Annotated in this window: 11 protein-coding genes; 9 read left to right on the forward strand and 2 right to left on the reverse strand. The window is 62.9% G+C overall.

Features of this window, described 5'->3' with window-relative positions:
• The 8 genes from H2040_RS08745 to H2040_RS08780 form a co-directional block, all read left to right on the forward strand.
• Positions 1–1040, forward strand: a 1040-nt coding sequence (locus tag H2040_RS08745; RefSeq protein ID WP_287156852.1) for a nitrite/sulfite reductase, incomplete at its 5' end; no start/stop codon positions are given.
• Positions 1030–2127: a phosphoadenylyl-sulfate reductase gene (locus H2040_RS08750; RefSeq protein WP_287156855.1), complete on the forward strand. Its 1098-nt coding sequence runs from the start codon at positions 1030–1032 to the stop codon at positions 2125–2127. The genes H2040_RS08745 and H2040_RS08750, both read left to right, overlap by 11 nt.
• A complete protein-coding gene (locus H2040_RS08755; RefSeq protein WP_287156858.1) occupies positions 2124–3164 on the forward strand; it encodes a cysteine synthase A in 1041 nt (346 codons plus the stop codon). The genes H2040_RS08750 and H2040_RS08755 overlap by 4 nt, the downstream gene beginning before the upstream one ends.
• A 17-nt stretch (positions 3165–3181) precedes the next feature.
• Positions 3182–4009: a ferredoxin--NADP reductase gene (locus H2040_RS08760; protein WP_287156860.1), complete on the forward strand. Its 828-nt coding sequence runs from the start codon at positions 3182–3184 to the stop codon at positions 4007–4009.
• A 274-nt stretch (positions 4010–4283) separates the two neighbouring features.
• Positions 4284–5060, forward strand: coding sequence for a TorF family putative porin (locus tag H2040_RS08765; RefSeq protein ID WP_287156861.1), 777 nt, complete (start codon positions 4284–4286; stop codon positions 5058–5060).
• A gap of 43 nt (positions 5061–5103) precedes the next feature.
• Entirely contained in the window at positions 5104–7197 is a 2094-nt protein-coding gene (betT, locus tag H2040_RS08770; RefSeq protein WP_287156865.1) for a choline BCCT transporter BetT, read from the forward strand.
• Complete coding sequence (gene betA, locus H2040_RS08775) at positions 7194–8885, forward strand: choline dehydrogenase (protein WP_287156866.1); 1692 nt, start codon at positions 7194–7196, stop codon at positions 8883–8885. The genes betT and betA overlap by 4 nt, the downstream gene beginning before the upstream one ends.
• Before the next feature lie 77 nt (positions 8886–8962).
• On the forward strand, positions 8963–10396 hold the full coding sequence (locus H2040_RS08780) for a sodium/proline symporter (RefSeq protein WP_287156869.1): 1434 nt from the start codon (positions 8963–8965) through the stop codon (positions 10394–10396).
• 215 nt (positions 10397–10611) lie between these two features.
• Here H2040_RS08780 and H2040_RS08785 read toward each other — a convergent pair whose 3' ends face one another.
• Complete coding sequence (locus H2040_RS08785) at positions 10612–11433, reverse strand: LytR/AlgR family response regulator transcription factor (protein ID WP_022698772.1); 822 nt, start codon at positions 11431–11433, stop codon at positions 10612–10614.
• Positions 11423–12529 carry a sensor histidine kinase gene (locus tag H2040_RS08790; RefSeq protein ID WP_022698773.1) on the reverse strand — a complete coding sequence of 369 codons (1107 nt, stop codon included), beginning with the start codon at positions 12527–12529 and terminating at the stop codon, positions 11423–11425. Before H2040_RS08790 ends, H2040_RS08785 begins: the two co-directional genes overlap by 11 nt.
• A 217-nt stretch (positions 12530–12746) precedes the next feature.
• On the opposite strand from H2040_RS08790, the gene H2040_RS08795 reads away from it, so the two are divergent.
• Positions 12747–15794: a TonB-dependent receptor domain-containing protein gene (locus H2040_RS08795; RefSeq protein ID WP_287156874.1), complete on the forward strand. Its 3048-nt coding sequence runs from the start codon at positions 12747–12749 to the stop codon at positions 15792–15794.
• Positions 15795–15797: the final 3 nt, after the last annotated feature.

Below are 15797 nucleotides of genomic sequence, written 5' to 3' on the forward strand. Positions count from 1 at the left end.
GCTTCGAGGTTCACGCCGGGGGCGGTCAGGGCCGCACGCCGCGCGTGGCAGTGAAGCTGCGAGACTTCGTCGGCCAGCGGGACCTGCTGGCCTATCTGACGGCGATCCTGCGCGTCTATAATCTCGCCGGCCGGCGGGATAATATGTACAAGGCGCGGATCAAGATCCTGGTCGAATCGATGGGCGCGGACGCGTTCACCGAGGCGGTCGAGGACGAGTTTTCCCGGCTGAAAAACGGCCCGCTGACCATCCCGGTCGAGGAGATCGAGCGCGTGGCGGCGCACTTTCCGCCGCCCGCCGCCGATCCGCGCCCTGTCGCCAAGTCCGCCGACCCGGCCTTCCTGCGCTGGAAGGCGCATAACGTGAAGCCGCACAAGGTGGACGGGCTGCGCAGCGTGGTCGTCTCCCTGAAGCCCACGGGCAAGACGCCGGGCGACGCCAGCGCGGAGCAGATGGATGCGCTGGCCGATCTGGCGGATAGGTATGGCCGGAGCGAAATCCGCGTGACCAAGGAGCAGAATCTGGTCCTGCCGCACGTCGCCGCCGCCGATCTGGCGGACCTCCACGCGGCGCTGGCGGGGCTGGAGCTGGCGACGCCGAACGCCGGGCTGGCCAGCGATATCGTCTCCTGCCCGGGGCTGGACTATTGCAATCTCGCCAATGCGCGCTCCATTCCGCTGGCGCAGGCCATATCGAAACGGCTGGCGGAGACCGGGCTGGACGAGCCGGCGGGCGAGCTGACCATCAAGATATCGGGCTGCATCAATGCCTGCGGTCATCACCATGTCGCAAATATCGGCCTGCTTGGCGTCGATAAGAAGGGCGAGGAAGTCTACCAGTTGACGGTTGGCGGCGTCGCGGACGGCCAGTCGGCCGTCGGCAAGATACTCGGCCCCGGATTCACGGCCGACAGCGCGGTGGAAGCGGTTCTGACCGTGGTCCGCGTATTCACCGAACGCCGCATCGGGGCGGAAACTTTCATCGAAACGCTCGGGCGCATCGGCGCGGACCCGTTCAAGGAGGCGGTCTATGCAGATTGAAGCCACACGTGAAACCGCTCGAAGCGCAGAAGCGCCGGAAGTGCTGGCGCTTGCCCCGGACGCGATACTGGAAGACATCGCCAGTGAAATTGCGGGCGTGGAGCGGATCGATATCCATTTCCCCAGCTTCAAGGACGGACGCGGATTCTCGCTGGCCGCGCGCCTGCGCGAGCGCGGGTTCGAGGGCGAGTTGCGGGCGGTGGGCGATCTCATCCCCGATCAGGCGCGTCTGCTAAAGCGCGCCGGTTTCGACCGGGTCGCGCCGGACCGGTCCGGGCAGGCCGAACGCTGGAATGCTGCGCTCACAGCCTTCAGCGGCGATTACCAGCCGGCCGAGGACAAGACCGAGCCGGCGTTCGCCCGCCGCGCCCGCAAGACCCGCGCGGCGCTGGCCGATGCGTTGAATGCGGATCATGCCGACCGCCCGGCGAGGGAGGTGCTGGCCGCCGCGCTGGACCGTTTCAAGGGCCGGATCGCGGTGCTGTCTTCCTTTGGCGCGGAATCGGCGGCCGGGCTGGCGATGATTGCGGAGATCGCGCCGGACACGCCGGTCTTCTTCCTGGATACGGAGCGCCATTTCGCCCAGACGCTGGATTACCGCGACGCTCTGGTAAAACGGCTGGGCCTGACCAATGTGAAAATCCTGCGCGCCGACCGGGATGAAGCGGCGGCGGAGGACGCGGACGGCCAGCTGTGGCGGCGCGACTCCGACGCCTGCTGCGCGCTCCGCAAGGTGCGGCCTCTCGCGCGGGCGCTGGCCGGCTATGATGCGCTGATAACCGGGCGCAAACGCTATCACGGCGGAGTCCGGGAGACGCTGGAGCCGTTCGAGTTCGATGGCGTGCGGATCAAGGTCAATCCGCTGGCCGGGTGGAGCCGGGAAGACGTGCAGGCGGTGTTTGAAAAACTGGACCTTCCGGCGCATCCGATGGTCGAACAGGGTTATGTCTCGATCGGCTGTTGGCCTTGCACGGCCCCGGCCTCGCCCGCCAATGTCCGCGATGGCCGCTGGCGGGGACAGGACAAGACCGAATGCGGCATACATCAGCCATTGGCCGCGGGCGGACAGGGAGGCCCCTTGCTGTGAGTGAAAGACAACCCGCCGTTATCGGCCTGATCGGGTCGACCCCACTGTTGAAGCTGGAAGGCCCTTCGCGCCGGACCGGGTGTGAAATCTATGGCAAGGCGGAATTTCTCAATCCCGGCGGGTCCGTAAAGGACCGCACGGCGCTGGGCATTATCCGCGAAGCCGAACGCTCCGGCGCATTGAAGCCGGGCGGGGTGATCGTGGAAGGCACCGCCGGCAATACAGGGATCGGACTGGCGACCGTTGGCGCGGCGCTGGGCTACAAGGTCGTGGTCGTGATGCCGCGCACCCAGAGCCCGGAGAAGAAGCAGGCGTTGTGGGCGTTGGGCTGCCGCGTGATCGAGGTCGATCCCGCCCCGTTCTCCAGCGAGCATCACTTCGTCCATGTCTCGCGCCGTCTGGCTGAACGTCTGGCGGACATGCCGGGCGGGGCCTTCTGGGCCAACCAGTTCGACAACCCGGCCAACCGCGCCTTTCATAAAGCAACGACCGGCCCGGAAATCTGGGACCAGACCGGGGGCAAGGTGGACGGATTTGTCTGTGCGGCGGGGACGGGCGGCACGCTGTCCGGCGTGGCGGCGTCGCTGCGCGCGAAAAACCCTGATATCGCCATCGGCCTCGCCGACCCGGCGGGCGGGGCGCTGTACAGCTATTTCACGTCCGGCGAGCTGAAATCCGAAGGCTCATCCATCACCGAAGGCATTGGCGTTGGCCGCATCACGGGCCAGCTTCAGGGGCTGCAGGTCGATCACGCTTTCCGGATCGAGGATGCGGATTTCCTGCCCATCCTGTTCGCCCTGGTTGAGGAGGAAGGTCTGTCGCTGGGCGGCTCGTCCGGGGTGAATGTCGCCGGGGCGATCCGGCTGGCCGAGGCGCTGGGGCCGGGACATACGGTCGTGACCCTGTTATGCGATGCGGGCGCCCGATACGCTGGACGTTTGTATAATCCTGAATATCTAGCAGCGCGTAATTTGCCCTGTCCGCCCTGGGACGCCGATCATGTTCCCGAGGCCGACAATCTGGCCGCCCAGAGCTGAAAGACGAGACGACCTAGATGAGTGAAGCAGCCGCCGAAGCGGCGCGCGCAGAGCGCCCCGCCAAGTCCAGCGCGTTCCATGAATTGGAAGTTCATTCGGTGAAACATTACACCGATACGCTCTTCTCGTTCCGCGTCTCCCGTCCGGAGACATTCCGCTTCCGCGCGGGCGAATTCGTGATGATCGGACTGGAAGGCGAAAAAAAGCCCATCCTGCGCGCCTATTCCGTCGCCAGCCCGACCTGGGACGAGGAGCTGGAATTCTATTCCATCAAGGTGCCGGGCGGCGCGCTGACCTCCCGCCTCAAGAATATCCAGCCGGGCGACACGGTGCTGATGGGCAAGAAGCCGACCGGCACGCTGGTCACTGACGCCCTGCGCCCCGGGCGGCGGCTATACCTGCTCTCCACCGGTACGGGCGTGGCGCCCTTCGCCAGCCTGATCCGGGAGCCGGACGTCTATGAGTATTACGATGAGGTCGTGCTGACCCATACCTGCCGCACCCACGCGGAGCTGGCCTATAGCGAAGAGCTGGTCGAGCGCACGAAAAACGACCCGCTGGTCGGCGAGGAAGCCGCAAAGCAACTGGTCTATTTCAACTCCGTCACGCGGGAAGAGGGCGCGCGGACAGGGCGCGTCACGGATCTGATCCGCAGCGGCGCGCTGTTCGAGCAGATCGGCGGCAAGCCGCTGGACCCCGAACATGACCGCGTCATGATCTGCGGCTCCGAAGCCATGCTCAAAGAGCTGAAAGAGATGTGCCTGGAGCGCGATTTCATCGAAGGCTCCAACGCCAAGCCCGGCGACATGGTCATCGAAAAGGCGTTTGTCGGCGAAGGCGTTTAAGTCTCTGTCAGATCAACCGCTTTTCTGAAAAACCGCGCAGTCAGAACGTTGCCCGGGACGCCGTCGGGACGTACCTGCGCGGGTTGGTCTATGACTTGAAACGCCTGTTGTTTGAAGGCTCGGCCCCGCTTGCGAAGGCGGGCGGCGGCGCCGGAACGATTGCGGCTTAAATGTGTTCAGGAACATGAACAGCCGCCAGTTCTCGAGCCACATTAGTCCGTCTTGAGGCGCGGCGCGCACGACCGCCAGGCCCCGCCATTCAGGTGGCGCGCCGGTGTACAAACCCGGAGCCGCCAAGTTGAAAAAATATCTCGCCGTTTGTGCATTACTCGCCTTTTCTACGGCCCTTTCGGCTCCCGCCTCGGCGCAAAAAGAAGGGTCTGAAGAAGGCGGGTTCGGGTCCTTGAGCGGCAAGCTCAAACTGGCGAGCAATTACATGTATCGCGGCCTTTCGGTCAGCGATGACGGCCCCCAGCTGCAAGGCAGTTTCACATGGGCTCACGATTCCGGTTTCTATGCCGGCGTGTGGGCGTCCAACACGTCCGCAGGCGGCGAGGGCAATTCCGTGGAAATTGACCCGTTTGTCGGGTTTGCGGGCACAGTGGGCGATAGCGGCGTCGGTTACGATATCGGTTTCTGGTATTATTCCTTCCCTGGTTCAGTCGCCGATCTCGACTATTGGGAAGTCTACGGCATCCTCAGCTATACGCTGGGCGAGGCCGATCTCGGCGCCAGCGTCTGGTACGCCAATAATTATTTCGGCGACGATTTCTTCCCCGATACGCCGTCCTATGCGCTGCAGACGACGGCATCATATCCTCTGCCTATTGGCGAGGGCGTTTCGGTTTCGGGAAAGCTGGGCCGGCAGATTTTCGATGAAAGCGCCGCGCTGACCGCGCAGGACTACACCTATTACGATATTGGCGTCTCGAAAGCGTGGGACGCCGTTACGCTCGACCTTCGCTGGCATGACGCCGATGGCGTGAAGCCGGACCTCGCCGCCCCGGAAAATGTCGGTTCGCTGGTTGCCAGCATTGTCTTCTCATTCTGACGCCAAGGCGCGGACCCTGCTCACCTGAACACAAGGATATGCGATGAACGATTCAGCCACCGACAGCGTGGAGCAGGAGCCCGCAAAGGACCGGATCAACCCAGTTGTTTTCTATGCCTCCGCCATCGGAATTGTGGTGTTCGCCCTTTGGGCGATGGTGTTCTCCGATCAGGCGGGCAGCGTGATCAACGCGGCGCTGGCCTGGATTTCCAATACGTTTGGCTGGTTCTACTTCCTCGCCGTCCTGGTTTATCTGGGTTTTGTCATCTTCATCGGATTTTCCAAATACGGAAAAATCCGGCTCGGCCCCGATCACTCGAAACCGGAATTCGGGTTGCTGACATGGGCGGCGATGCTGTTTTCGGCGGGCATCGGGATCGACCTTCTGTTCTTTTGCGTATCGGAACCGGTCACCCAGTTCCTGGCCGCGCCTGACGTCCAGGGCGAGGGCGTGGCGGATGCGCGCCGGGCCATGCAGTATACGTTCCTGCATTGGGGCATTTCGGGCTGGGGCGTCTATACGCTGGTCGGAATGGCGCTGGCGTTCTTTTCCTATCGCCATGGCCTGCCCCTGACGATCCGCTCCGCCCTGTTTCCGATTTTCGGAAAGCGGATCTACGGTCCGATTGGCCATACGGTCGATATTGCGGCGGTGCTCGGCACGGTTTTCGGCATCGCGACGAGCCTTGGCATCGGCATTATCCAGCTGAATTACGGCTTGAACTACATGTTCGGCATCCCCGACAGCGTGATCACGCAGGCGGCGCTGGCGGTAATCATCGTGGTGTTCGCCGCTATTTCTGCGGCAACCGGCGTTGAGCGCGGCATCCGGCGGCTATCCGAATTCAACATGCTTCTGGCGCTGGGCGTTGTTCTGTTCGTGTTGTTTGCCGGGGACACGGTGTTCCTGCTGAACGCCTTTGTACTGAATGTCGGCGACTACCTGTCGGAATTCATCGGGTTGTCCTTCAACACATTTGCCTTCGACCAGCCGACAGAATGGCTGAACGGCTGGACCCTGTTTTTCTGGGCGTGGTGGATCGCCTGGGGGCCGTTCGTAGGGCTGTTTCTGGCCCGGATTTCCCGCGGGCGGACAATCGGCGAATTTGTCGCCGGCACGCTGATCCTGCCGATGGTCTTCATGATGATCTGGATGTCGATCATGGGTAACAGCGCCATCGAGATGGTGATGGGGGGCGCAAGCGCTTTCGGGCAGGAGGCGATGAACAATCCCGGTTCGTCCATCTATCTGTTCCTGCAGAACCTGCCCTTGTCCGGAATCACGACGGTAGCGGTTACCATTCTGGCGATCGTCTTCTTCGTGACGTCGGGCGATTCCGGTTCTTTGGTGCTGTCGAACTTCACCTCCATTCTGAAAGACGCCAATTCTGACGCGCCGGTCTGGATGCGTGTGCTGTGGGCGGCGATCATCGGCGGCCTGACGCTGGCCCTGTTGCTGGCGGGCGGACTGTCCGCTCTGCAAAGCGCGGTGGTGGTGATGGGCTTGCCCTTCTCCATCGTGCTTTTCCTGATGATGGCGGGGCTGTTCAAGGCGCTGCGCGTGGAGGCGATGAAGGAGGAGGCGCACCGCAAGTCGCTGCCGGGTTATCTCTCCGGCCGCATCCGTGAAGACAAGCCAACACACGAAAGCTGGCGACACCGTATTGCCCGCGCGACCAGCTTCCCCACGCACAAGCAGGCAGTGCGTTTTCTGGAAGAAACGGCGCGTCCGGCCATGGAGGAAATCGCGGGCGTGCTGAGCGAACGGCAATTGCCCGCCGATATTGAAAGCGGCGGCGGAGACGACCCGTGGCTGAGGCTGAATGTCCGCATCGAGGCGCAGCAGGATTTCACTTACGAAATCAAGCCCGAGCCGTATGCCATCCCGGCCTTCGTCCGCCGGCCGCAATCCCAGGATTCGCGCTACTATCGTCTGGAGGCGCACCTGTTCGAAGGCAGCCAGGGCTATGACCTGGTGGGCTACACGCGGGCGCAGGTTGTCGAAGACATTCTCGACCATTTCGAGCGGCACATGCACTTCCTGCATACCCAGCGCGCAGCCATGGGCGGCCGCACGCCGATGCCGGACGAAAACACTCAGGACCAATCGCAACATGATCAGGAGGACGAGACGTGAGCCACGCTTATGACCAGGAAGCCGACTACGTCATCATCGGGGCCGGGTCTGCTGGCGGCGTGCTGGCTGATCGCCTTAGCGCTGACGGTCAGAACAAGGTTCTGGTGATCGAGTATGGCGGCAAGGACAACTCGATCTTCATCCGCATGCCCACGGCTTTTTCCATCCCCATGGGCAAGGAAAAGTTCGACTGGGGCATGTATTCGGAGCCGGAGCCGGGCCTGGGCGGCCGCGCGATACACCACGCGCGGGGCAAGGTCATGGGCGGATCGTCGTCGATCAACGGCATGGTCTATGTACGCGGTTGCGCCGGCGATTTCGAAGAATGGGCCGATCTGGGCGCGAAGGGCTGGGGCTATGCCGATGTCCAGCCTTATTTCAAGCGCGCCGAGGATTGCGTCTATGGAGAGGACGCCTATCGCGGCGCCGGCGGGCCTCAGGGCGTGTCCAATGGACGCGGCATGAAGAACCCGCTCTATCGCGCCTTTATCAAAGCCGGCGCGCAGGCGGGGTATGGCGAGACCGAAGATTATAACGGCTACAGGCAGGAAGGTTTTGGCCGCATGGACATGACCGTGCGCGAGGGCATTCGCTGCTCCACCGCGGTCGCTTATCTGAAACCGGCGCTTGAGCGGGACAATCTGGATATAGAGCTGCACGCGCTGACCACGCGCATCCTGTTTGAGGGCAAGCGGGCGGTCGGGGTGGAGTTCCAGCAGGCCGGGGAGACGCGGCGGGTCAAGGCGCGCCGCGAAGTCATCCTTTCGGCCAGCGCCTTCAACTCTCCAAAATTGCTGATGCTTTCAGGCGTTGGTCCCGCGGCTCACCTGAAAGAGCATGGCATTGAGGTCGTGCACGACCTGCCCGGCGTTGGCCAGAATCTTCAGGATCATCTGGAAGTGTGGGTGCAGCATCGCTGCAAGAAGGACATCACCCTGAATGGCTGGCTGAACCCGATCGGCCAAGCGCTGATCGGCGCCCGCTGGATGCTGTTCAAGGACTGGCTGGGTTCGACCAATCACTTTGAATCGAACGGCTATATCCGTTCTCGCGCGGGGCTCAAATGGCCCGATATCCAGTATCACTTCCTCGCTGGCGCGATCGCCTATGACGGTTCCAGCGCCGTCGACGGGCACGGTTTCCAGGCTCATGTCGGTCACAACAAGCCCAAGAGCCGCGGCGAGGTCACGCTGAAATCCGCGCAACCCGAGGACCACCCGCGCCTGGTCTTCAATTATCTGTCGGAGGAAGAGGACAAACAGGCCTATCGCGACGCCGTGCGCCTGACCCGTGAGATATTCTCCCAGCCCGCCTTTGACGAATACCGGGGCGAAGAAGTTCAACCGGGCAAGGATGTCCAGTCCGACGACGAGATCGATGCGTGGGTGGCGGAGAAATCGGCAACCGCCTATCACCCGGCTGGAACCTGCCGCATGGGCGAAGACGACATGGCCGTGGTGGATTCCGAGTGCCGGGTGCATGGCATGGAAGGGCTGCGCGTGATCGATTCATCTATCATGCCGACCGTAACAAACGGCAATCTGAACGGCCCCACGATCATGATCGGGGAGAAGGGCGCAGATCATGTGCTGGGCAAGGAAATGCTTCCGCCGTCCACGCTGGACGCCTATCACGCGCCGGATTGGGAAAACCGTCAGCGCGCCGGCTCGCCGGCCGCGAACGACTGATCCGGTTTTCCGGACTCCCGTTGCAGCCGCGCGTGGGTTAGCGTCCCGCGCCGGTTTGCGGCCTGACGGGGGAGCTCATGGATTCGACAATCGTTCTGCTGACGCTGATTGCCTATAAGGCGCTGCTGATCGGCATCGGGATCTGGGCGAGCCGGCGAAACAAGAGTGAATCCGATTATTTCCTTGGGGGTCGCGCGCTCGGGCCGTGGGTCGCGGGACTGTCCTATGCGGCCTCCACGTCTTCCGCCTGGGTGCTGCTTGGCTTTTCCGGATTTGTCTATGTGTCCGGCGTCTCGGCGCTATGGATGCTGCCGGGGACATGGCTGGGCTATGTGCTGGTCTGGCTGTGGTTCGGGCCGCGGCTGCGGGCCGAAACCGTGGAGGAAAACCACGTTACGCTGACGGACTTCCTGGCCGCGCGCAGCGGGGGAAGCTGGCGGCGCGCCATTGTGTGGACGGCCAGCGCGCTGATCGTCTTCTGCTTTATTTTCTACATTGCCGCGCAGTTCCAGGCCGCCGGCGCGGCGTTCGCCGCGGCATTCGACATGCGCGTGGCGGAAAGCGTGATGATCGGGGCGGCGATCATCCTGATCTATGTCTTCCTTGGCGGGTTCTGGGCGGCCTCGGTCACGGACACTGTACAGGCGGGCATCATGTGGCTGATCGCGATTTTCCTGCCTGTTGTAGCGGTGATCGCGGCCGGCGGCCCCGCCGGAATCATCCAGACGCTTCAGGCCACCGCGCCGGAGGGCTATCTGGCGTGGGACGGGGGGCAGCCCTTCTTCCTGTTCGCCGGGTTTGCGCTGGGGATTTTCAGCGTGGGGCTTGGCACCTACGGCCAGCCGCAGCTTCTCAACCGCCTGATGGCGGTCAAGGACGAAAAAAGCCGGATCCGCGGCTTTATCATCGCCATTAGCTGGGGCGTGATCGTGTTCCTGGGCATGGCGGCGCTGGCGCTGGCGGGCCGCGCTCTGGTCGCCGATCTGGGGAATGCGGAAAACATTTTCTACCGCATGACGGCGGATCTGCTGCCCGCCGCGCTGGCTGGCGTAGTGGTCGCCGCAGTGCTGTCGGCGGTCATGTCGACCGTGGATTCCATCCTGCTGGCCGCCGCGGGGGCGGTGGCGCACGATCTGGGCGTTACGAAACGCTGGCCGCAGCGGGAATTGCTGGTCTCCCGGCTGGTCATGAGCGCGATCTGCGTGCTGGCCGTCATTATCACGCTGAGTGTTCCGGCGACCATATTCGGGCGAGTGCTGTTTGCGTGGTCGGCGCTGGGCGCGGCGTTCGGGCCTATCGTGGCGGCGCGCGTGGCGGGGGTCGAACCGCGGGCCTGGGCGGTCTGGCTGTCCATGACGGTGGGTTTCACCCTGACAGTCCTGTTCAGCCAGGTCTTCGATTCCGGTCCCGGGCAGGTGGGCGAGCGCCTGCTGCCGTGGCTGCCAGCCCTGGCGATCGTCTTCCTGTTCCGGCAGCCCAGGGGCGAGCTTGCGGCGCGTCATTCGCACTGAAGCCGCGCCGTTGGTCGCGTCATTCCGGCCATTTGCCGCAACGCGCCGCCGCTTGCCGCGTGAAGATCAGGTGTCATCGATTTGAACCTGACGGCGGCGCCACACGTTTTATCGTGACACATGAGAGGCGCGCAGCCTGGGACGGCGCACTTCTCCCTCCACGATAGTCCCCAAATTCAAGAGGCGCCTGATTTCCCCAGGCGCCTCTTACCTTTTCAGGACTCGGAATCTTCTGCGCCGCCGATGTGAAAATCGGTCAGTTTTTCGTAGATTTCAGTCGCCTGACGGCGTCCGACCGGCACTTTCGCGCCACTCATCATGCGCAGCATCATGGCTCCGGACGGCTTCCGCACGACCTCGCGCACGTGATCCATATTCACGATGGCCGAGCGGTGGGTGCGGATGAAAGGACCCCGGCCCAGCCTTTCCTCCATGCCCGTCATGGTCTCGCGCATGATATGGTTCCGCTCGCCGGTATGCAGCACCACATAATCGCGCGCCGCTTCCACCCATTCGACCGTATCGGCGTTCACGCGATAAGCGCGCGTGCGGTCCTTGATCCAGATCTCGCGTTCCCAGCGCGGGGCGCTGTGGCTGCGCGCGGCTGCCCGGCGCAGCTTGGCGACCAGAAGCTCCATCTCTTCCAGCCGGTCTGCGGCGCTGGCGGCTTCTTTTCGCGCCCTGGCGCGGCCGATCGCCAGTTCCAGCCGGCTGATTTCCACGGGTTTGAGGAGGTAATCGACAGCGGATTCCTCGAACGCCCGGGGGCCGTAATGGTCATATGCGGTGACAAAAATGATCTGTGGCGGGCTGTTTTCGGGCAATTTGCGGAGCAATCCGAACCCGTCCAGCACCGGCATATGGACATCCAGCAGGACAATATCGGGCTTCAACTCCGCGATCAGGCTGATGGCCGACTGGCCGTTGTCCGCGGTTCCGACAACCTCGCAGGCGGAAATCTGGCGGCAGATAATCTCCAGCCGCCGCAAGGCCAGCGGCTCGTCATCAACGAGCAGGATGCGGGCGTCAGGCGGCATCGGTCTCAAACGGCATTTCCAGCGTCACGCGCGCCCCGCCGCCGGGATTATCCGCCATGTGGAGGCGCGCCTGTCCGGGATAATGGAGATTGAGACGCTCGGCCGTGTTCTTCAGCCCGACATGGGTGGCGTGAATATCCTCCAGCGCGCGGCCAAAACCGGGGCCGTCATCCTCTATCGTAACGATCAGGCGGTCTTCACTCCGCCGCGCCCCGATATTGATTTGCGCGCCGTCCTGCCGCGGCGCGACGGCGTATTTGATCGCGTTCTCCACGATGGGCTGAATGATCAGGCTGGGCACACGGGCCTTCAACGCCTCGTCTTCAATCCGGAAAACAGTTTTCAGCTTTGACCCAAAGCGCGCTTTTTCGATTTCCAGATAGAGTTTCTGGGTCTCGATTTCCGTTTCCAGCGTGACGGTGCGCTCCAGCGTTCCGGCCAGCGTATAGCGCAGAAACCCGGAAAGCCGGCCGACCATCGTTTCCGCCGCGTCGTTGCGATTGTCCAGGATCAGCGAGGAAATCGCGTTCAGCGTGTTGAACAGGAAGTGCGGGTTCAACTGATAGCGCAGCATGGTCAGTTGCGCTTCGTTCGCCATGGCCTCCAGACGGTGGCGCCGGTTCTCCTCGAACCGCAGATCGGCGTTGGTCAGGAAGGCCAGATAAGCGCCCAGCCAGCCCGCGAACAGCGCCAGGTTGAAGAAGTAATAGCGTGAAAGCGCGGCGCGGGACGGCGTGTTCATGGTTTCGCCGGCCATCCACATGAAGACGAACTCCATCAGGATATCGCCGGCCATCAGAATGATGGGCATGAAAAGAAGGGCCGGAAGCGCGGCGACGGAGCGCGCGGCGAGGCCTTTCGGATTCAGATACCGGAAGACAACGTGAATCGCGCACGTGACCACGAAAAGAAAGCCGAACGAAATGATGCGGTAGATCAGGCTTTGCGGGAAATGCAGGTCGCCGCCGATCAGGGCGATGGCGTTGCTGATTATGAAAATCCCGCCAATGACGATCGCCTGAAACACCATGAATTCGCGAAGCGTAATGGCTTCGGCGCGCTGGGGTTCGGAGGTCTCTGGAAACGTGGCTGTCATGATCGAGGTCAGCCTATTGTGCCTTTTCATCCGGCGACAGGGATAAAGCGCGCGCCTCGCCGCCGCTGGTCGCTGTTTCAGCCCCATTCGTCGCAAACCGGAGAGAGCCGTCGCGAATTCCGGTCGGTTAGTCGATCACAACTTTAGTGTCACACTCCGCGTCTTCAAAAATCGTCCAAACGCCAGTGTTTACATCGCTTAACCAAAGGGGACGATAATGAAATCCAGAAAATTCAAGGCTTGTATTCTTGCAAGCACGCTATTGACCGGCGCGGGCGCAACGGGGGCGTTTGCCCAGGATCAGGTCGATCAGGGGACGCAGGCGGCCACGGGCAGCGCCGCTGACGATGTGGTTGTCGTCACGGGGTCACGCATCCGTCAGGCCAATCTGGTCAGCACCAGCCCGGTCACACAGGTTGATTCCGAAGAGCTGGACCTGCGCGGCACCGTTCGTGTCGAGGACATGCTGAACACCCTTCCGCAGGCCTTCGCGGCGCAGGGCAGCGCGGTTTCCAACGGCGCAACGGGTACGGCCACGGTGAACCTTCGCGGTCTGGGCTCCGTCCGGACGCTGGTGCTGGTCAATGGCCGCCGCCTGCCGTTCGGCTCGCCGCTGCCGGCGGGACAGGCCGCCGACCTCAACCAGATCCCGTCCGCCCTGGTGGAGCGGGTCGAGGTTCTGACGGGCGGTGCCTCGGCGATCTACGGGTCTGACGCGGTTTCGGGCGTCGTCAACTTCATCATGATGGACGACTTTGAGGGCATCCGTCTGGACGCCCAGTACAGCTTCTATCAGCACAAGAACGAGAACAGCGTTCAGGGCCTGATCAACGAATTCAACGCCATCAATCCGGACCAGTTCAAATTGCCGGATGACCATGTCATCGACGGCGAGACGGTTGAACTGACCGGCATCATGGGCGTCAATTCGCCGGACGGACAGGGCAATGTGACGGCCTATGTCGGGTACCGGAATGTTGACGAGATCCGTCAGGCCGAGCGCGACTTCAGCGCCTGCGCATTCGGGACGCGGAATAATGGCGAGGAATTCACCTGTAACGGTTCCGGCACCAACGCGGTCGCCAACTTCCTGAACGTGAACCCGGCGCTGAGCCAGGGCTGGTTCCGCGTGGACCCGTCCAACGGCACGTTCATTCCGCGTGACTTCACGACGGACACGTTCAACTTCAACCCGTTCAACTTCTTCCAGCGTCCGGATGAAAGCTACAAGCTGGGCGCGTATGCGCATTACCGCGTCAACGACCATATCGAGCCGTACGCCGAGCTGACGTTCAACATGAACGAGACAGCGGCCGACATCGCGCCGTCCGGCGTTTTCGGCGGCGGCGTGGCCGGTCAGAGCGGCGGCATCAATTGCGACAACCCGTTCCTGTCCGACCAGCAGGTGGACTTCCTGTGCACCAGCAACGGTCTTTCCGGTTCGGACATCGCGCAGGGCGTGCTGATCTTCCGCCGGAACGTGGAAGGCGGGGCGCGCTCCAACACGCTGCGCCACACGACGTTCCGCAGCGTGCTGGGCGTCCGCGGCAATTTGAACGAGGCGTTCGACTATGATGTCTATGCCTCCTACGCCAATGTGAACCTGTCGCAGGCCTACAAGAACGAGGTTTCGGTTACCCGTTCATCCCGCGCCCTGAACGCGGTCCGGGACGGCAGCGGGAACATCGTCTGCTCGGTCAATGCCGACAGCGATCCGGCCAATAACGACCCGGCCTGCGTGCCCTACGACATCTTCTCCGGCAACGGCCCGTCACAGGCGGCGATCAATTATATCGGCGCGGAACTGCTGGCGCAGGGCAACACGGTCCAGCAAGTGGTCAGCGGCTCCATCTCCGGCGATCTGGGCGTCTATGACGTGCGGATGCCGTGGGCCGAGAATGGCGTCGGCATCGCGTTCGGCGGCGAATATCGCCGTGATTATCTGGAGCTGAACCCTGACGCGGCGTTCCAGCAGCCGCCGAGCTCGGACGGTTTCGGCCAGGGCAGCCAGACGCTGCCGGTGGAAGGCTCCACGGACGTTTACGAGCTGTTCGGTGAAATCCAGGTTCCGATCATCGAGAACCGGCCCGGATTTGAAACCCTGGCGTTCGAGGCGGCGTATCGCTACTCCGACTATTCCAGCGGCTTCAAGACCGACACCTACAAGCTCGCGGGCGACTGGGCGCCGGTGGAAGACTTCCGCCTCCGCGCCAGCTTCCAGCGCGCGGTGCGCGCCCCGAACGTGGTCGAGCTGTTCACCAGCCAGACGCTGGGCCTGTTCGACATGACGGCGGGCGCCAACGGCAACTTCGATCCGTGCTCGGGCGATTTTGACCCCAATACCGCCAATCCGGAGCCGACCCGTTCCTTCGAGGAATGCGCCCGCACCGGCGTCACGGCGGACCAGTATGGCGCGATCGCCGACAACCCGGCGGGTCAGTTCAACACGCTGCAAGGCGGCGCGCTGGACCTGGAGCCGGAAGAGGCGGATACGTGGTCTGTCGGCCTTGTGGCGACGCCGAGCTTCCTGCCCGGCCTGACCCTGACGGTCGATTATTTCGACATCACGATCGAAAAGCTGATCGGCACGCTGGCGCAGCAGACGGTCCTGGAAAACTGCCTGGATACGGGCGATCCCACCTTCTGTGCGCTGGTCAATCGCGGGAATGGCGGCACGTTGTGGGCCAACCCGACCGGCTTCATCATCGCGCTGAACCAGAATACCGGTTCGCTTGAAACGCGCGGCGTTGACGTTGTCGCGGGTTACTCGGTCGATCTGGGCGACCTAGGCGCGGACGGCATGGGCAGCCTCGAGTTCAATCTCGTCGGCACCTGGCTGGAATCGCTGGTGTTCAACAATCTGGGCGAAGCGGCCAAGGATTGCGCCGGAACCTACGGGGGCGGGTGTTCTTCAATCCTTCAGACGCCGAACCCGGAATGGCGGCACAGCTTCCGCACGACGTGGAACACGCCGTGGCAGGATGTCAGCCTGTCGGGCTCCTGGCGGTATTTCTCCTCCGTCGACCTGTTCGGCGGCGGCGCGGCCATCAACCAGACGCTGGACGAGCAGCACTATTTCGACCTGGCCGGCGTCTGGCAGGTTCGCGAGAATGCCCGCTTCAATCTGGGCGTGAACAATATCTTCGACAACGACCCGCCGCTGAGCTCGGTGGTCGGTTCGGGGGCCGGCAACGGCAACACCTTCCCGCAGGTCTATGACACGCTGGGCCGGTATGTCTTCGCCGGGGCGACGGTCGACTTCTAGACC

This window comes from Euryhalocaulis sp. (genome assembly GCF_013911995.1).
Taxonomy (GTDB): domain Bacteria; phylum Pseudomonadota; class Alphaproteobacteria; order Caulobacterales; family Maricaulaceae; genus Euryhalocaulis; species Euryhalocaulis caribicus.

What these genes read in the sequence shown, in the direction of transcription:
- H2040_RS08760 (WP_287156860.1), top strand. Translation starts at nt 3,182, where the DNA reads ATGAGTGAAGCAGCCGCCGAAGCGGCGCGCGCAGAGCGCCCCGCCAAG.
- H2040_RS08790 (WP_022698773.1), bottom strand. Translation starts at nt 12,529, where the DNA reads ATGACAGCCACGTTTCCAGAGACCTCCGAACCCCAGCGCGCCGAAGCC.
- H2040_RS08750 (WP_287156855.1), top strand. Translation starts at nt 1,030, where the DNA reads ATGCAGATTGAAGCCACACGTGAAACCGCTCGAAGCGCAGAAGCGCCG.
- betT (WP_287156865.1), top strand. Translation starts at nt 5,104, where the DNA reads ATGAACGATTCAGCCACCGACAGCGTGGAGCAGGAGCCCGCAAAGGAC.
- H2040_RS08795 (WP_287156874.1), top strand. Translation starts at nt 12,747, where the DNA reads ATGAAATCCAGAAAATTCAAGGCTTGTATTCTTGCAAGCACGCTATTG.
- H2040_RS08785 (WP_022698772.1), bottom strand. Translation starts at nt 11,433, where the DNA reads ATGCCGCCTGACGCCCGCATCCTGCTCGTTGATGACGAGCCGCTGGCC.
- H2040_RS08780 (WP_287156869.1), top strand. Translation starts at nt 8,963, where the DNA reads ATGGATTCGACAATCGTTCTGCTGACGCTGATTGCCTATAAGGCGCTG.